Origin of the sequence: Streptomyces flaveolus, from assembly GCF_014648815.1 — a bacterium.
Classification (GTDB): domain Bacteria; phylum Actinomycetota; class Actinomycetes; order Streptomycetales; family Streptomycetaceae; genus Streptomyces; species Streptomyces flaveolus.
The window spans coordinates 1-16,568 of record NZ_BMRV01000003.1 but is presented as its reverse complement, the minus strand read 5'-3'; the positions used below and the strand labels follow the sequence as shown (position 1 = coordinate 16,568).

Here is a 16,568-nt window from a genome sequence, read left to right as displayed (position 1 = left end):
CCCATGCGAACCGGTTTCAACCGCAGGCCGGTGGGTCGGGTGGGTTACCCGCGGTGAGCGCGCAGCGCGGCGAGGGCGCGGTCGGCGTGCGTGTTCATGCGCAGTTCACTGCGGACGACCTCGAGCACGGTGCGGTCCTGCCCGACGACGAAGGTGACCCGCTTGGTGGGGGCCAGGCTGAGTCCGCGTTTCACCCCGAAAAGCTCGCGGACCGTGCCGTCGGTGTCGGACAGCAGCGGCATGCCGAGGGTGTGACGCCCCGCGAACTCCTGCTGGCGTTCGACGGGGTCGCCGCTGATGCCCACCGGCCGGGCGCCGGCCGCGGCGAACTCGGCGGCGAGGTCGCGGAAGTGGCAGGCCTCCGCCGTGCAGCCGGGGGTCATGGCGGCGGGGTAGAAGAAGAGGACGACCGGCCCGTCGGCGAGCAGTTCGGACAGGCGGCGCGGGGTGCCGGTCTCGTCCGGCAGCGTGAAGTCGTCGACCGTGTCACCGACGGCGGGAAGGCGGCTCACGACCGGCCCTCGCAGTCCTTGGCGACGCTGCGGGCCCAGAGCACGAGCGGCAGCTGGACGGGCAGCCGGCCGTAGGCGGCGGCCTTCTGGGGGGCGGGGCGGTGCCGCCAGTCGACGGCCATCTTGACGTTGGCGGGGAAGACGCCGACGAAGAAGGCCGCGGTGGCCAGCGCGGCGGCCTTGCGGGTACGGGGAACGGCGAGGCCGGCGGCCAGCGCCAGTTCGGCGACGCCGCTGGCGTACGTCCATGCCCGGGGTGTGCCCGGCAGGCTGCGCGGCACCGTCGCGTCGAAGGGGCGGGGCTGGGCGAAGTGGGCGACGCCCGCGGTGGCCAGCAGGCCGGCGAGCAGCAGGGGTGAGCGTTCGGACCGTGACACGGTTCCTCCTCTGGGGGCCTGCCGCGCGATAGTACTGGACGGTAGAAACGGGGGTGCCGCCGGTGCCCGAGGGTGGGCGACGGTGGCGAGCATGCTGTCCCCGGCCTGGCGTCATCGCGCGATGCGGGCCTCGATGCCGTCGAGCACGAAGTCGAGGCCCATCCGGAAGGTGTGGTCGGCGTCCAGGTGGGCGGCGTCGTGCACCACCCGGGCGAGCGCCGGCAGCCGGCCGGTGGCGAGGGTCCGTTGCAGATAGGGCCCGAGTGAGGCCTGCCAGCGCTTCTCGTCCATCCCGGTGGCCCGCTCGGCGCGTCGCTCGGCGATCTCCCGGCGCACCGCGCCGATCACGTACGCGTTGACCGCGCCGACCACCGGCATGACGGCGTCCACGTCGATGCCTCCCAGTGCGGCCACCACGGTCTCCCCGGTGGCCAGCGCGTTCGGCCCGAGCTGGGGCCGGCCGCCCAGGAGGTCGGCGAGCCATTCGTGCTCGTGAACGGCGTGCCGCGTGGTCTCGGCAAGAGACAGGAGCACCTCCCGCCACCCGTCTCCGACCGGCCGGATCTCGCCGTGGACGGCGTCGACCATCAGGTCGAGCAGCTCCTCCTTGCTGGTGATGTAGCCGTACAGCCGCATCGGCCCGACGCCCAGCGCGGCGGCCACCTTGCGCAGCGACACCGCGTCCAGGCCGTCCGCGTCGGCGAGCCGGATCGCCGCCCGCACGATCAGGTCGCGGCTCAGCGGGGCCGGCACGGGTCGATTCGGCGGCTCCGGCCTCTCCCACACCAACATGCCGCTCACCCTACACAGCATCGTCCGATACGCTGTATCGACTCGTACGGTGTATCGGGAGGGGAAGCCATCATGACGATCGCCATCATCGGAGCCGGCCTCGGCGGCCTGGCTCTGGCCCGCGTGCTGCACGTGCACGGCATCGAGGCCGTCGTCCACGAACGGGAAGCGTCACGCGACGCGCGCGGTCAGGGCGGCATGCTCGACATCCACTCCGGACAGCGGGCGCTGCGCGAGGCCGGTCTGCTCGACCAGTTCTTCGCGATCGCCCGTGGTGAAGGCCAGGACATGCGCCTTCTCGAACCGGACGGCACCCTGCTGTTCCAGGAGGACACCCCCGACGACGCCCCGCCCGACCGGCCCGAGGTCGACCGCGCCGACCTGCGGAACCTGCTGCTGGACTCCCTCCCCGCCGACACGGTGCGCTGGGGGCAGGCGTTCACCTCCGCCTCCACCGACAAGGGCCTGGTGCACTTCGCCGACGGCAGCAGTGCGCCGTACGACCTGCTGGTCGGCGCGGACGGCGCGCAGTCCCGGGTGCGCGCGCTGCTCACCGACGCGCGTCCGGTGCACATCGGCCAGAACGTCGTCGAGGTCGGCATTCCCGACATCGACCGCACGCACCCCGACCTCGCGGCGATGCTCGGGCGCGGCAACTACTGGGTGCTCGGCAACGGGATGTCCCTGGCGGCGCAGCGCAACGGTGACGGCCGCGTCCGCATCGGCATCAGCTTCTACGACACCGCCGAGGACTGGTTCGCCACCAGCGGGATTCCGTTCGACGACCCGGCCGCCGCCCGGGAGCGGCTGATCGACCTGCTCCCCGGCTGGGACTCGCGGTTCACCGCGCTGATCGCGGCCTGCGACGACACGATCGTGCCGCGGGCGATCTTCACTCTCCCGGCCGGTCTGACCTGGCCGTCGACGCCGGGCGTCACGCTGCTCGGCGATGCCGCGCACCTGATGCCGCCGGTGGGAGAGGGCGCCAACATGGCGCTGCTCGACGGCGCACTGCTCGGCCTGGCGCTGGCCGCGCACCCGGACGACTTTTCCGCCGCCGTCGAGGAATACGAACGCGAGATGTTCGAACGCACCGGCGCTGCCGCCCGGATGTCCGCGAGAATGCAGGATCTGCTGACGTCACCGGACGCCGCCCGGAAGATGCTCGCCTTCTTCCAGGGCTGAAAGAACCCCGAGGCTTCACGCCCTGTCACAGCCGGGCGTCCCTGCGCTCCCCGCGCCGGGGCGTGACGGGCGCGAGCCACATCCCCACGATCGCGTCGGCCAGCCCGTCGGCCGCCTCCCGCCAGCTGGCGCGAGGGGTCGGACGCCCTTCGGCGAGGGCGCGTTCCCGCTCGGCCGCCGTGTGCACGATGAGGTGGCGCGCCATGTCGCCCCGCTCGGCCCGGACCGTCCGGCAGCGCCGGCATGCACCGGTTCCGTCCGGCGATGATCTCGCGCAGCGACGAGGAGCCGCGTGACTCGTCGACCATGATCTGCCGCAGCGCCGGGTCGGTCATGACCTGGGCACAGAACCGCGCGTACCGGGTCGGGCTGCCCAGTGCCGCCAGATGGTCGAACTGCGGGCGCACCAGGCAGTCCACCCAGTCACGCAGATCCGGCGCGTCGCCGAGCGCGGCCGGCTGCCGGGCCCGCAGCTCCTCGACGCGCTCGGAGTGCCGCTGGGCGATGGCGCGGACCAGATCCGCCTTCGTGCCGAAGTGGTAGCCGACCGCGGCGTTGTTGCCCTGCCCGGCGGCCTCGCCGACCTGGCGGTTGGAGACCGCGTACACCCGTGCTCGGCGAACAGCCGCTCGGCCGTGGTCAGGATCAGCTGCCGGGTCGCGCTGACCTGTTCCGCCCGTACCGCCCTGCCCGCAACGCCTTCAGGGTGGTCATGGGCATCGGCGCCGGTGCGGCCCTGCTCGCCTTCGTCATCGCCTCGTTCGTCCCGAGGCACCGTCCCGCCGCCGGGGTGACGCTCACGGCGTCGGACGGTGGCGTCGAGGCGGAGGCCGCCTCCGCGCACTGACGGCGACGGCGCCGGTCCGTGTGGCGACCGGCGCCCGTCTCAGCCGTTTCCCGCTGCTCACCGACGTGGAACGGCGTGGTCGCACGACTCCCGGAGTCGGCGGCCTCAGGCCGCCGGCCTGGCCGGTGCCGGGAACCGGACAGCGGGTCGTACGACCCGCCGGCGCCGGGACGGCATGCCCATGGTCGGGTTGGCGACGCCCCAGGCCGCGGCCTTGCAGATCAGTTCCTTGTACCTGGCGGCCCCGCGGCCCGTCAGGGTGCGCTCGACCGCTCGGTCGTCAGCGGTGACGAACTGGATCAAGCCCTCCTTGCGGCCCAGGGAGATGCACTGCTGGTAGTAACGGATCGAGACGTGGGGGACGTCGGTGCCGGTGAGACGGGCGGCGATGGCGTCGGCGGCCTGCCAGGCCATGGGGACGCCGGACGCGCAGGACATCCGCAGGGGCTTGTCGCCCGGGCCGATCGCCATGGCCGCGTCCCCCACGGCGTAGACGTCCTCGTGGGAGACCGAGCGCATCGTGGCGTCGACCACGATCTGTCCGCGGTCGGTGAGTTCCAGCCTGGTGGCCTGGGCTATGGGGTGAACGGCGAAGCCGGTGGTCCAGACCGTGACCTCGGCGGGGACGGTCCGGCCGTCGGCCGTCGTCACCGCGTCCGCCTCCACGGCGGTGACCGTGGCGTGCTCGTGCACCGTGATACCGAGCCCGTCCACCACCTTCCGCAGGTGGGCGCGGCCCTTCTCCGAGAGCCAGTCGCCGAGGGCGCCGCGTACGGCGAGGGCGACGTCGAGGTCCGGACGGGCCTCGGCGATCTCGGTCGCGGCCTCCAGGCTGGTCAGGCCGCCGCCGACCAGGACCACGGGCCGGGCGGCGTCCAGGGCGGCCAGACGGTCGCGGAGGCGGAGGGCACCGGGGCGACTGGAGACCTCGTGGGCGTGTTCGACGACGCCGGGGACGCCCCCGTCGTTCCAGCCGCTGCCGAGGGCGTAGACCAGAGTGTCGTACTCCAGTTCCTCCTGCCCGGAGCCGTCGGCGGCGGTGACCGTCACCGTCCTGCGGTCCACGTCCACGGCGGTGACCTTCGCGAGCTTCAGCCGTACGCCCGTGTCCGCGAACATCTCGCCGAACGGCCGGGGCCTGAGGTCCTGGCCGGCCGCGAGCTGGTGCAGTCGGATGCGCTCGACGAAGTCGGGCTCCGGGTTGACGAGGGTGATGGTGACGTCCTCGCTGTGCAGCCGCCTGGCGAGGCGGCCGGCGGCGACGGTTCCGGTGTAGCCGGCTCCGAGGACGACGATGCGGTGCTGCATGGGCCTGCTCCTGTCTGCGAGGATTCCGCCGCTCTCTGCGCGGTTTCGCCCCTTGAACCGGACAGCCCGGCGTTTCCTGACAGGATCGGGGTGTGAAGCACGTCACACGAATTCAGAGGGTGTACAGCGGGTCCCCGTGGTCCGCGGCGGCCCACTGCTCCGTCGCACGGACGAGCTTGTCGGGGTTGACCTGGCTGCGGAGCGCGACGATGCCCTCCGCGGTCACCTCCAGGCACGTGATCCCGACGACCCGGCCGTCCACGACCGCCGCGACGGCGGGTTCGCCGTTGGCGGTCGTGGCGTAGATGCCGGGCGCACCGCCGATGTAGGCCCGCTTGGCGTCGCTGGGCGTGAACAGGCCGCGCAGGAACTTGGCGACCGCGAGCGCGCCCTCGAACGCCTTCGCCCGGGCCGGGACCTTCCCGCCGCCGTCGCCGACGGAGACGGCGTCCTGGGTGAGCAGACGCACGAGGGGTTCGGTCTGTCCGCTCGTCGCCGCGGCCAGGAACTCCTCGACGATCCTCCGGGCTGCCGCCTCGTCGATCTCGGTGCGCGCCTTGCCGCCCCCGACGTGCTTCTTGGCCCGATGGTGGATCTGCTGGCTGGCGGCCTCGGTGATGTCGAGGATCTCGGCGATCTCCCGGTGCGGGTAGTCGAAGGCCTCGCGCAGTACGTAGACCGCCCGCTCGTTGGGCGAGAGGCGTTCCAGCAGGACGAGGACGGCGTACGACACCGACTCGCGCTGCTCGGCGGTCTCGGCCGGGCCGAGCATCGGGTCCCCGGCGAGCAGCGGCTCGGGGAGCCACCTCCCGACGTACGTCTCGCGCCGGACGCGTGCCGAAGTCAGCTGGTTGAGACAGAGGTTGGTGAGGACCTTGGTCAGCCAGGCGTCGGGCACGTCGATCCGCTCGACGTCGGCAGCCTGCCAACGCAGGAACGTCTCCTGCACGGCGTCCTCGGCCTCGCCGGCCGAGCCGAGCAGCCGGTAGGCGATGGCTTCCAGCCGGGGCCTGGCGGCCTGGAACCGGTCGACGTCACTCGTGGTCAGGGCCATGCGCGCGATCCTACGGTACGTACCGGGCGGTGACCCTGGGTGGCCTCCGGTGCCGGGGTCCGACGCATCGCACCGAGCGCCGGGGTGCCCGGCGGACCGACCGCCTCCGCACAGGCGGCAGGCTTCCGGCCCACACGGCAGGACCGGGCCGGCCCCGCCCGGTGCGCGCGCCGGCCGCCCAAGTCCTCGCCGGTACACCGCCGCCCCGCGTCGTCCCCCGTCGCGACTCCGGAAGGCGCCGGCGCGGGGCGGGCCCACTCGCTGGTCCCGCCCCGTGCTCGACGCGGGCGCCGACCGGATCCTGCCCGCCCCCGGCGCCGTTCAGGCGAACCTGGCGGACAACGCGCGTGACGGCGCACGGGCGCGTCGAGAACTGACCCGTGGAGCTGCCGCTGATCCCACCCATGCTCGCCACCTCCGGCGCCCTGCCGTCCGCCGCGCAGGACGTCCGCTGGGCCTACGAGACCAAGCAGGACGGCCAGCGGGTGGTGGTCTACCTGCCCGGCGACGGCAGCGTGCTGCTGCGCGCCCGCTCCGGCCAGGACATCACGGCCGCCTACCCGGAACTGGGGCCGCTGGGCACCGCGCTGGGCTCGACGCCCGCCGTGCTGGACGGTGAGGTGCTTGCCCTGGACGAACAGGGCCGCGCCGACTTCCAGTTGCTCCAGTCCCGCATGGGGCTCGCGCACGCGCCCGGCCGGGCCGCGCACCGGGCGGCGAAGGTACCCGTGCACCTGGTGCTGTTCGACGCCCTGCACCTGGGCTCCCGGTCCCTGCTCCGCCTGCCCTACACCCGCCGGCGCGGGCACCTGGAGGAGCTCGGTCTCGTCGGGCCGTCCTGGTCGACCCCGGCCGCGCTGGTCGGCCACGGCGAACAGGCCCTGCGGGCCACCCGCGAGCACGGCCTGGAGGGCCTGGTGTGCAAGCGGATCGACTCGGTGTACGAGCCCGGTGTCCGCTCCCGGGCCTGGATCAAGATCCGCAACATGCGCAGCGAGGACGTCGTGGTGGGCGGCTGGCTGCCCGGCAGAGGGCGGCTGACGGGTCTGCCGGGCGCCGTCCTCGTCGGCCAGCGCGCCGCGGGCCGGCTGCGCTACGTCGGCGGGGTCGGCACCGGCTGGAACGAGACCGAGCGCACCGAGCTGGCCGCACTGCTGCGGGCCGCCGCGACGGACGTGTGCCCCTTCGACCCCGTGCCGCGGCTGCCTCAGGCGCGCTGGGTCGTCCCGCGGCTGGTCGGCGAGGTCCGTTACAGCACCCGCACCCGGGAGGGGATGCTGCGCCAGCCGTCCTGGCTGAGGCTGCGCCCGGACCTGGCGCCCGAGGAGTCGGCCGCCGATCTCCCGGACGACACGGTGTGACGCGCGGGCGTGCGTTCGCCTGCCCTTCACCACCGGTACGCCCGAGCCCTCTTGGCGCGGAAGGGAAAAGACGGGACCCTGAACTCCCTTTCCCCCCACAGTCGTTGGGCTGCACCCGGACCCCCAGGAGGACCCGGTGTCGTCGCGTACCGCCCGAACCCGCCGCAGGAGATGGCTCACCGCCCCGCTCGGCGCCCTCGCCCTCGTCGTCGCCTTCCCCGCCACCGCCTTCGCTGCCCCGCCGCCGGGCCTGCCCGGCAACGCCGACAGCCTGGAACGGGCCTACCAGCCCGCCTTCGACTACGACACCGACGGCTGCTACCCCACGCCGGCCATCGGCTCCGACGGCACGGTCAACGGCGGCCTGAACCCGACCGGAGCCCTCAACGGAAACTGCCGGGACGCCTCCGACCTGGAGAACACCAACAGCTACTCGCGCGCCAAGTGCGACCACGGCTGGTGCGCCTACCTGTACGGCCTCTACTTCGAGAAGGACCAGGCGCTGCCCGGCAGTTCCCTCGGCGGCCACCGGCACGACTGGGAGCACGTGGTGGTGTGGGTGCGGGACGGCACCGTCGAGTACGTCTCGACCTCGAACCACGGCTCGTTCGGCGTGTACGCACGGTCGGCGGTCCGCTTCGACGGCACGCACCCGAAGATCGTCTACCACAAGGACGGCATCAGCACCCACTGCTTCCGCCTCGCCGGCTCGGGCGACGAGCCGCCGGAGAACCACAGGGGCAGCTGGCAGTACCCGGCCCTGGTGGGCTGGAACGGCTATCCGGCCGGCCTGCGCGACAAGCTGAGCGCGTACGACTTCGGCAGCGCCCACTTCGGCCTGAAGGACGGCAGCTTCGCCTCCCACCTGGCGGCGGCCCAGCCCTCCGGCATCCCCTTCGACCCCTACGCCTGACGGGAGGAGCGGCAGTCGGGCGAACCGCGCGGCGTTCACGCCCCCGAGGGCACTATCGTGTCCGCATGTCCGCCCCCGAACTGATCCGTATCGTCTCCCGCGACTCCCCCATGGCCCTCGCTCAGGTCGAGCGCGTCCGGGCCGAGTTGGCGGCCCTCCACCCCGGCGTGCGCACCGAGGTCGTGCCGGTGAAGACCACCGGCGACAAGTGGCTCGGCGACCTGTCGCTGGTGGAGGGCAAGGGCGCCTTCACCAAGGAGGTCGACGCCGCGCTGCTGTCGGGCGAGGCCGACCTCGCGGTGCACTGCGTCAAGGACGTGCCCGCCGACCGGCCGCTCCCGGCGGGCACGGTGTTCGCCGCGTTCCTGAAGCGGGACGACATCCGGGACGCCCTCGTGCACCCCGGTGGGCTCACCCTGGACGAGCTTGCGGACGGGACCCGGATCGGCACCTCCTCGGTGCGCCGGGTCGCCCAACTGGCGGCCACCCACCCGCACCTGACGTGCGTTCCGTTCCGCGGCAACGCCAACCGGCGGCTGGCCAAGCTGGCCGCCGGCGAGGCGGACGCCCTGCTGCTCGCGGTCTCCGGTCTGGAGCGCATCGGCCGCACGGACGTGATCAGCGAGGTCCTCTCCACCGAGACGATGATGCCGCCGATCGGCGCGGGCATCCTCGCCCTCCAGTGCCGCGAGGACGACGCCGAGCTGATCGACGCGGTCAGCGGACTCGGCGACCCGGACACCCATCGGGAGGTCACGGCGGAGCGCATGTTCCTGCACGTGCTCCAGGGGCACTGCAACAGCCCGATCGCCGGGTACGCCCGGGTGGACCGGAGCGGGGAACTCGCCCTGCGGGCCTGCGTGTTCACTCCCGACGGCAAGGTGCGGCTGAACGCCCACGAGTGGGCGGGCCGGCTCGACCCGGCCACGCTCGGCACGTCGGTCGCCGTGGCGCTGCTGCGTCAGGGCGCCCGGGAAGTGATCGACGGCATCGCGCACTGAGGCGCCGCCGGCCGGCGGATCAGGCGGTGCCCTCCTCCGCCTGGTCCCGCAGGAAGGCACTCACCTGGTGCGCCAGGCCGTCGTCCCGCACCGTGCCCGACAGGGAACCGGTGGCCGGCTCGTGCAGCCCGAGCCCGCCGGTCCACAGCCGGCGGTCGGCCCACTCCTCGTCCACCCGCAGTTGCACCTGGACGTCCACCTGGGAAAGGTTCGCCTCCGGAGCGGCCGCGTAGAGGACGGCGGTGGCCCGGCGCAGCGGGTGGACGTCGAAGCCCTCGATGAACTGCGAGTTGCGCCAGTCGAGGAACGCGCCCTCGCCGTCGGGGCCGGTCCGCACATCGATCTGCCCGTCCTCCAGGTGGATGCCGAAGGGCCGGCCGCCCCGGTTCTCGACGGTCACCCGGACACTGAAGTACGTCAGGCCCTCGGCGGCGTCGTCGCGGCCACGCGGTGGCTCGGCCGCCTCCAGACGGTGGACGCGGACCCGCAGACCGGCATGTTCGTCGTACTCCTGCCAGTCCCCGACCACGTTCGGCTCGTACACAGCGCACCTCTCGACTTCCCGAAGCTGCTTCCTATCCGTGTGCTCAGTGCACTGTCAAATGAGCGGAATGCGCTGTGGCCAGGGGCTTCGCACCCTGTGATCGGTGATCAAGCGCTGCGCAGGAACTATCCGCCGCACGCCCGCCGGACGATCACAGCGAGCGTGCCGCACATCACGTTGCGCACCGGCACCCTCCGGTGACCGCCGACGCGGCCGTTCGGGCGAGCGTTCTGCGCCCACAAGGCTTAATGTCCCTATATATGAGGACTTGTTTTGGAATCGGTCCGGCAGGGAAAGCCCCTGTCAGTGCTTCGGACAGGAGGCATGTCCGCGGGACCCGGCGCGTCCGGCACCCCGGTGTTCTGTCCACCCGGCACCCCTGCTGAGGGAGGTGCGCGCGCATGCGTATCGCCAGCAGAACCAAGCCCCACCCGCACGACGACGCCCCCGACACCGCCGCCGCGTTCGAACGGCTCGCCGGACTGTCCGACGGCCCGGAACGCAAGGCGCTGCGGGACGAACTGATCCAGGTCTGGCTCCCCATGGCCGAGCGGATCGCCGTCCGCTTCCGCGGGCGCGGCGAGAGCCTGGACGATCTCTACCAGGTGGCGGCCCTCGGACTCGTCAAGGCCGTCGACCACTACGACCCCGCACGCGGCCACGCCTTCGAGGCCTATGCGGTACCCACCGTCACCGGCGAGATCAAGCGGCACTTCCGCGACCACATGTGGACGCTGCACGTGCCGCGCCGGATCCAGGACCTGCGCAACCGGGTGCGCCGCGCCACGAAGGAGCTGGCACAGACCACGCCGGGACGCGCGCCCACGATCGAGGAGATCGCCGAGCACGCGCATCTGACCACGGTCGAGGTCCGCACCGGCATGGAGGCGCTGGAGTGCTTCTCCGCCCTCTCGCTGGAGGCGGAGATGCCGGGCACCGACGGGTACGCCCTCGGGGACGCGCTCGGCGGTCCGGACCCGGCCTTCGACACGGTCGTCGACCGGGTGGCCGTCCGCCCCTGTCTGGAGGCGCTGCCCGAACGCGAGCGCACCATTCTCTACCTGCGCTTCTTCGGCGGAATGACGCAGAGCCGCATCGCGCAACAGCTCGGCATCTCCCAGATGCACGTCTCACGGCTGCTCAGCGGCTGCTTCGACCGGATCCGCGAGGAGATCCTCGCGGAGGCCCGCTGACCTGCACGCGACTGCCTCGGCGCCAGTCCCGCCGGCGCGATCTCACCCCGGCGCGATCTCACCGGTGCGGCGGAGCGCCGGGGATCTGCGTCGGGCCGTGACGGTCCAGGGCATCCTCCAGGGCGATCCGGATCTCCGCCGGCATCACTCCTGTGCGCCCCCAGATGAGGATCAGTTCGGCCACGCTGCGCAGTTTGATGTTCGTATGCTGGGAAACCTCCTTCAGTACGGCCCATCCCTCGTCCGGCGTCACCCGGCCGAGCACGACGATCATCCCGATGGCCTGGTCGACGACGGCGTGCGAGACGACCGCCTCCTTCAGCTGCCGGATCTGCTCCTGCAGCCGGAATATCTGGTCCGGGCCCCCGTCCGTGGGCATGGTCACCTCCGGATCCGGCGTGTCACCGCCGCTCGTGCCGCGCGGTACCGCTCCGACGCCTCCATCGTGGTCACATGTGCCACCCCGCGCCACTGGGCCGTGCGGGGCGCACCCGCCACCGTTTCGGCGGCGCCGCCGGGGTACTCGACAGGCGCCCCCCGCCGTTCCGGTCGGACACTGGTGTGGAACCGGTGACTGCCGGTGGACGAGACCAGGACGCGACTGCCATGAACCACGACATGCCCTCCCCCTCCGGTACGGACAGCATCGTCTCCACCCGATCCGTGTACGGGGCCCCGTGCTGGGTGAGTCTGACCAGCCGCGATCTCAAGGCCACCGAGGAGTTCTACTCCGCCGTGCTGGGCTGGCAGTGGCGGCCCGCGAAACTGGGCGAGCCCTTCCGGATCGCCCTCGCCGACGGGGTGCCGGTCGCCGGTATCGCCGCGGTCGCCGCGATGTGGCAGATGGCGGTGGCGTGGACGCCGTACTTCGCCGTGCGCAGCGCGGACGAGGCCGTGTCGCGGGCGGCCGAGCGCGGCGGCACGGCCGCGGTCGGGCCGATCTCCCTGCCGCCCGGCCGGGCGGCGCTGCTGGCCGACCGGGACGGCGCGACCTTCGGGATCTGGGAGGGCGAGCTGTTCTCGGACTGGGACACCTGGCGCACCTCGCGCCCCGCCTTCATCCGGCTGCACACCCGTGACGCGTTCGACGCCGCCATCTTCTACGGCGAGATCTTCGACTGGGCGTCGGGCACCGGCTGCTGCGAGGTCCAGTACGAGGGCGACGAGGTGGTGCTGCGCAATCAGGGCGACGTCGTGGCGCGCATCGAGTCGGGCGCCCTGGGCGCCGCCCCCGACCCCGCCATCCGGCCGCACTGGCAGGTGCACTTCGCCGTCGACGACGTCGCGGCCTGCGCCCGCGCCGCCGAGCGGCACGGCGGCAGCGTGCTGGCGCTGAGCGATGAGGAGGCCGTGCTCCGGGACGCCGACGGCGCGCAGTTCACGGTCACCGCGCGCCGCCTCGGACACTGATCCCACCGGCTCACCGGCCGGTGCGGGACGGGCGCGAGAGCAGGACCAGGCTGCGCGGCTCGACGGTCAGGACCGTGCCCGCCTTGCACTCCGCCTCGTCGGGGGTGCCCTCCGGGTCGGCGGTGTCGATCAGGGTCGCCCAGCGCTCGCCGTAGGCGGCGTCGGGCAGCCGGAAACGGGCGGGCTCCCAGTGGCTGTTGAGCAGCAGCAGGAAGGAGTCGTCGACGACCGGCCGGCCGCACGGGTCGGGTTCGGCGATGGCGTCGCCGTTGAGGAAGACGGCGACGGCGTGGGCGTCGGAGCGCTGCCAGTCGTCGTCGCTCATCTCCCGGGCGTCCGGCAGCAGCCACACCAGGTCGGGCAGCGGCTGGTCGGCGTGCGTCACCGTCTCGCCGCGGAAGTAGCGGCGCCGGCGCAGGACGGGGTGGGCGGCGCGCAGCGCGATGACGCGCCGGGCGAAGTCCAGCAGCGCGCGCTGCTCCTCCCCCAGCCGCCAGTCGATCCAGGAGATCTGGTTGTCCTGGCAGTAGGCGTTGTTGTTGCCCCGCTGGGTGCGGCCCAGCTCGTCGCCGTGGCAGAGCATCGGGATGCCCTGCGAGAGCAGGAGCGTGGCCAGGAAGTTGCGCTGCTGGCGGCCGCGCAGCTCCAGCACGGCGGGGTCCTTCGTCCGCCCCTCGGCTCCGCAGTTCCAGGACCGGTTGTGGCTCTCGCCGTCCTGGTTGTCCTCGCCGTTCGCCTCGTTGTGCTTGTCGTTGTACGAGACGAGGTCGCGCAGGGTGAAGCCGTCGTGCGCGGTGACGAAGTTGACGCTGGCGCGGGGGCGGCGCCGGCTGTGCTGGTACAGGTCGGACGAGCCGGTCAGCCGGGAGGCGAACTCGCCGAGCGTGTGCTCCTCGCCGCGCCAGAAGTCGCGTACGGCGTCCCGGTACATGCCGTTCCACTCCGACCACAGCTGCGGGAAGTTGCCGACCTGGTAGCCGCCCTCGCCGAGGTCCCAGGGCTCGGCGATCAGTTTGACGCGGCTGATCACCGGGTCCTGCTGGATGAGGTCGAAGAACGCCGAGAGCCGGTCCACCTCGTGGAACTGCCGGGCGAGCGTGGCCGCGAGGTCGAAGCGGAAGCCGTCGACGTGCATCTCGGTGACCCAGTACCGCAGCGAGTCCATGATCAGCTGGAGTACGTAGGGGTGCCGCATCAGCAGGCTGTTGCCGGTGCCGGTGGTGTCGTAGTAGTGCTGCCAGTCACCGTCCACCAGCCGGTAGTACGAGGCGTTGTCGATGCCGCGGAAGGAGAGGGTGGGGCCCTTCTCGTTGCCCTCGGCGGTGTGGTTGTAGACCACGTCGAGGATCACCTCGAGGCCGGCCGCGTGCAGGGTCTTGACCATCGACTTGAACTCGGTGACCTGCTGCCCGCGGGTGCCGAGGGCGGCGTAGCCGTTGTGCGGAGCGAAGAAGCCGATGGTGTTGTAGCCCCAGTAGTTGGACAGGCCCCGGTCCGTCAGGACGCCGTCGTGCACGAACTGGTGCACCGGCATGAGCTCGACGGCGGTCACGCCGAGGGAGGTCAGATGGTCCACGATCGCCGGGTGCGCCAACCCGGCGTAGGTGCCGCGCAGTTCGTCCGGCACGTCGGGGTGGGTGCGGCTGATGCCGCGGACGTGGGCCTCGTAGATCACGGTCTCCGAGTACGGGCGCCGCGGCGGGCGGTCGTCGCCCCAGTCGAAGAACGGGTCGGTGACCACGCCGAGCATGGTGTGTCCCGCGCTGTCGCCCGGGTCCGGTCTGCCCTGGGCCCGTTCGAAGAGGGAGGGGTGGTTGTCCACCATCCCGTCCACGGCCCGCGTGTACGGGTCGAGGAGCAGCTTCGCCGGGTTGCAGCGGTGGCCGACGGACGGGGCCCACGGACCGTGGACCCGGTAGCCGTAGCGCTGCCCCGGACCGACGCCGGGCAGGTAGCAGTGCCAGACGAAGCCGTCGACGTCGGGCAGCGGGATGCTGCTGTGGGTGCCGTCGTCGTCGACGAGGACGAGGTCGACGCGTTCGGCGACCTCGCTGAACAGCGCGAAGTTGGTGCCCTGTCCGTCGTAGGCGGCTCCCAGTGGATAGGGGTGCCCGCTCCACACGGGCGACCCCTTCCAGTTCGGCCTGGCGCGGGTCACCGGGCCTCCTCCAGCACGCCGTGGGTGGTGCTGCCCGGTCCGGCCACACGGCCCACCGGCATGATCTCGCGCGGCAATTCCAGCCCCTCCTGGGTGATCGGCTCCGGGGCCGTCGGCACCAGCGGTACGCGTTCGCCTGCGCGGGCGCGCTGCGAGAACCAGATGACCTTGGCCCCGGTGTCGGTGGCGCAGCAGCCCCAGCCGTCGCTGTTGGCGGCGAGGTGCTGCAGACAGGTGCGCAGGTCCTGGTCGGGACGGAGCGCGTGGTCGTTGCCCCCTACGGCCGTGATGAGGTGGTGGCGGTTCCACCACATCTCGATCGACGTGTTCTTGTCGCTCGCATGCTCGTCGATCGCCCGCAGCAGCATCTCGGCGCCCGAGCAGACGGGTTCGACGAGGTTCTCCAGGTCCCAGAACCTGAGGTGAGCGGCCAGGATGCGCCTGACCTGTCCGACCCGTTCCGGGCTGACTTCCACGTCGAGGTGGTAGTAGCAGGGCACTGCGGTCTTCATCGTCGTGGCTCCTCACCGCGAAAGCTCTCGCTTCTCCTCGTCCCTCGGTGGACGGGCTCCCCGTACACGAAGCGTGAGCAATGGTCGCTTCTGAGTCACTCCAGAGTGGGAGCAGTAGTCCATTCGTGCAACACGAGCGGCGGATGTCCGATGTCGGCCGAAAAAGCAGTTGAAGATCCAACAAGACGGGAGGTCACCGTCCGTGCACCATGTGTGAAGAATTGGATCGTCCGTACCGGACCGTCACGGAAGGTGACCGGCCATGCTGCTTCCTGCGAAGACAGAAGTCGCCCGGCAGCTGCGGCGTTACCGCGCCTGGGAACGGATGATGCTCGCGTCCCCCGCGGACGTGCGCGTCCGGGCCACCTTCGAGGACGCCGGCTACACCCTCTGCGTGCTCATGGGGAAGCGGTGCGCGCGCGAGGCGGCGGATGCCGCCGAACGGTACCTGCGGACGAACCTGGTCACCTATTTGCAGGAGCAGAACGAGCGGCCTCGTACCGCCCGAGCGGCCCGGCGTGGCCCGCCGGCGGTGGACCGGCTCTCCCCGTCGGGGCGGAAGACCCCCTCCGGCGCAGCTTGACCCATCCGGCCGGGCCCCGAGCCCGGCCTCGAGCACGGCGGAGGTGAGAACGGATGAGCGCGACCGTGACGATCGGGCGTATCCCGGTCCGGGACGTCCACCCGGTGGTGGACTGCGGCAGGCGCCCGGCGAAGGCGGTGGCGGGCGAGACGTTCGAGGTCACCGCGTCCGTGTTCCGCGAGGGACACGACGCGGTGGCCGCCAACGTCGTGCTGAAGGACCCCGAGGGCCGGTCCGGTCCGTGGACGCCGATGCGGGAGCTGGCCCCGGGCAGCGACCGCTGGGGCGCCGAGGTCACCCCGGGTGCGCCGGGCCGGTGGACCTACCGGGTGGAGGCCTGGAGCGATCCGGTCGCCACCTGGAAGCACCAGGCGCGGATCAAGATCCCGGCGGGCATCGACACCGGTCTCGTCCTGGAGGAGGGCGCCGAGCTGTACCGGAGGGCCGCGTCCGGCGTCCCGAAGGACTCCGGTCGGGCCGTGGTGCTGGCGGCCGCGGCGGTGCTGCGCGACGACACGCTGCCGGTGGCCACCCGGCTGGCGGCGGCGTTGACGCCGGAGGTGGACGCGGTGCTGGCCCGGCATCCGCTGCGGGAGCTGGTCACCACCTCCGACCCGCTGCCCCTGCTGGTCGAGCGGGAACGCGCCCTGTACGGCTCCTGGTACGAGTTCTTCCCCCGCTCCGAGGGCACCGAGGACCAGCCCCACGGCACGTTCCGCACCGCCGCCCGCCGGCTGCCCGCGATCGCCGCGATGGGCTTCGACGTCGTCTACCTGCCCCCGGTCCACCCCATCGGCACCACCTTCCGCAAGGGCCGC

At 72.3% G+C, this 16,568-nt stretch carries 18 protein-coding genes and 1 pseudogene; 9 read left to right on the top strand and 10 right to left on the bottom strand.

Annotated elements, in window-relative coordinates:
- Window positions 1–44 precede the first annotated feature (44 nt).
- The 3 genes from IEZ05_RS07675 to IEZ05_RS07665 all read right to left on the bottom strand — a co-directional run bounded on the left by IEZ05_RS07675 (window position 45) and on the right by IEZ05_RS07665 (window position 1,681).
- Window positions 45–512, bottom strand: coding sequence for a peroxiredoxin (locus IEZ05_RS07675; protein ID WP_189229251.1), 468 nt, complete (start codon window positions 510–512; stop codon window positions 45–47).
- Entirely contained in the window at window positions 509–889 is a 381-nt protein-coding gene (locus IEZ05_RS07670) for a DoxX family protein (RefSeq protein ID WP_189229250.1), read from the bottom strand. Before IEZ05_RS07670 ends, IEZ05_RS07675 begins: the two co-directional genes overlap by 4 nt.
- A gap of 111 nt (window positions 890–1,000) precedes the next feature.
- Complete coding sequence (locus IEZ05_RS07665) at window positions 1,001–1,681, bottom strand: TetR/AcrR family transcriptional regulator (protein ID WP_189229793.1); 681 nt, start codon at window positions 1,679–1,681, stop codon at window positions 1,001–1,003.
- Window positions 1,682–1,753: 72 nt separating this feature from the next.
- Here IEZ05_RS07665 and IEZ05_RS07660 point away from each other — a divergent pair, with 72 nt between their 5' ends.
- On the top strand, window positions 1,754–2,866 hold the full coding sequence (locus IEZ05_RS07660; RefSeq protein ID WP_189229249.1) for an FAD-dependent oxidoreductase: 1,113 nt from the start codon (window positions 1,754–1,756) through the stop codon (window positions 2,864–2,866).
- Between the two features lie 25 nt (window positions 2,867–2,891).
- On the opposite strand, the pseudogene IEZ05_RS07655 reads toward IEZ05_RS07660, so the two are convergent.
- Window positions 2,892–3,515 (bottom strand): annotated as a pseudogene (locus tag IEZ05_RS07655) (TetR family transcriptional regulator).
- Between IEZ05_RS07655 and IEZ05_RS07650 the strand changes: the two are divergent.
- Window positions 3,477–3,713 (top strand): hypothetical protein, encoded by a 237-nt coding sequence (locus IEZ05_RS07650; protein WP_268255181.1) that lies wholly within the window; start codon window positions 3,477–3,479, stop codon window positions 3,711–3,713. The pseudogene IEZ05_RS07655 and the gene IEZ05_RS07650 sit on opposite strands and share 39 nt — an antisense overlap.
- Window positions 3,714–3,818: 105 nt before the next feature.
- Here IEZ05_RS07650 and IEZ05_RS07645 read toward each other — a convergent pair whose 3' ends face one another.
- Window positions 3,819–5,021, bottom strand: a complete 1,203-nt coding sequence (locus IEZ05_RS07645) for an NAD(P)/FAD-dependent oxidoreductase (RefSeq protein WP_189229248.1) — start codon at window positions 5,019–5,021, stop codon at window positions 3,819–3,821.
- Window positions 5,022–5,133: 112 nt separating this feature from the next.
- The gene (gene sigJ, locus IEZ05_RS07640) at window positions 5,134–6,075 is read right to left on the bottom strand and encodes an RNA polymerase sigma factor SigJ (RefSeq protein ID WP_189229247.1); all 942 of its coding nucleotides are present in this window, start codon (window positions 6,073–6,075) and stop codon (window positions 5,134–5,136) included.
- Window positions 6,076–6,455: 380 nt separating this feature from the next.
- On the opposite strand from sigJ, the gene IEZ05_RS07635 reads away from it, so the two are divergent.
- The 3 genes from IEZ05_RS07635 (at window position 6,456) to hemC (ending at window position 9,350) form a co-directional block, all read left to right on the top strand.
- Window positions 6,456–7,436, top strand: coding sequence for an ATP-dependent DNA ligase (locus tag IEZ05_RS07635; RefSeq protein WP_189229246.1), 981 nt, complete (start codon window positions 6,456–6,458; stop codon window positions 7,434–7,436).
- A gap of 136 nt (window positions 7,437–7,572) precedes the next feature.
- A complete protein-coding gene (locus tag IEZ05_RS07630) occupies window positions 7,573–8,349 on the top strand; it encodes an NPP1 family protein (protein WP_189229245.1) in 777 nt (258 codons plus the stop codon).
- A gap of 65 nt (window positions 8,350–8,414) precedes the next feature.
- The gene (gene hemC / locus IEZ05_RS07625; protein ID WP_189229244.1) at window positions 8,415–9,350 is read left to right on the top strand and encodes a hydroxymethylbilane synthase; all 936 of its coding nucleotides are present in this window, start codon (window positions 8,415–8,417) and stop codon (window positions 9,348–9,350) included.
- 19 nt (window positions 9,351–9,369) lie between these two features.
- Here hemC and IEZ05_RS07620 read toward each other — a convergent pair whose 3' ends face one another.
- Window positions 9,370–9,894, bottom strand: coding sequence for a hypothetical protein (locus IEZ05_RS07620; protein ID WP_189229243.1), 525 nt, complete (start codon window positions 9,892–9,894; stop codon window positions 9,370–9,372).
- Between the two features lie 401 nt (window positions 9,895–10,295).
- On the opposite strand from IEZ05_RS07620, the gene IEZ05_RS07615 reads away from it, so the two are divergent.
- Complete coding sequence (locus tag IEZ05_RS07615) at window positions 10,296–11,087, top strand: RNA polymerase sigma factor SigF (RefSeq protein ID WP_189229242.1); 792 nt, start codon at window positions 10,296–10,298, stop codon at window positions 11,085–11,087.
- Between the two features lie 58 nt (window positions 11,088–11,145).
- On the opposite strand, the gene IEZ05_RS07610 is transcribed toward IEZ05_RS07615, so the two are convergent.
- On the bottom strand, window positions 11,146–11,466 hold the full coding sequence (locus IEZ05_RS07610) for an ANTAR domain-containing protein (RefSeq protein WP_189229241.1): 321 nt from the start codon (window positions 11,464–11,466) through the stop codon (window positions 11,146–11,148).
- 227 nt (window positions 11,467–11,693) lie between these two features.
- Here IEZ05_RS07610 and IEZ05_RS07605 point away from each other — a divergent pair, with 227 nt between their 5' ends.
- Window positions 11,694–12,497, top strand: coding sequence for a VOC family protein (locus tag IEZ05_RS07605; RefSeq protein WP_189229240.1), 804 nt, complete (start codon window positions 11,694–11,696; stop codon window positions 12,495–12,497).
- A 10-nt stretch (window positions 12,498–12,507) separates the two neighbouring features.
- On the opposite strand, the gene glgX is transcribed toward IEZ05_RS07605, so the two are convergent.
- Together glgX and IEZ05_RS07595 are read right to left on the bottom strand one after the other, a co-directional pair.
- The gene (gene glgX / locus IEZ05_RS07600; protein ID WP_189229239.1) at window positions 12,508–14,655 is read right to left on the bottom strand and encodes a glycogen debranching protein GlgX; all 2,148 of its coding nucleotides are present in this window, start codon (window positions 14,653–14,655) and stop codon (window positions 12,508–12,510) included.
- Window positions 14,652–15,167, bottom strand: a complete 516-nt coding sequence (locus tag IEZ05_RS07595) for a pep a2 (RefSeq protein ID WP_189229238.1) — start codon at window positions 15,165–15,167, stop codon at window positions 14,652–14,654. Before IEZ05_RS07595 ends, glgX begins: the two co-directional genes overlap by 4 nt.
- Before the next feature lie 262 nt (window positions 15,168–15,429).
- Between IEZ05_RS07595 and IEZ05_RS07590 the strand changes: the two genes are divergently transcribed.
- Together IEZ05_RS07590 and IEZ05_RS07585 are read left to right on the top strand one after the other, a co-directional pair.
- Window positions 15,430–15,750: a DUF5133 domain-containing protein gene (locus IEZ05_RS07590; protein WP_189229237.1), complete on the top strand. Its 321-nt coding sequence runs from the start codon at window positions 15,430–15,432 to the stop codon at window positions 15,748–15,750.
- A gap of 53 nt (window positions 15,751–15,803) precedes the next feature.
- On the top strand, window positions 15,804–16,568 hold a 765-nt coding region (locus tag IEZ05_RS07585), incomplete at its 3' end, for a maltotransferase domain-containing protein (RefSeq protein WP_189229236.1).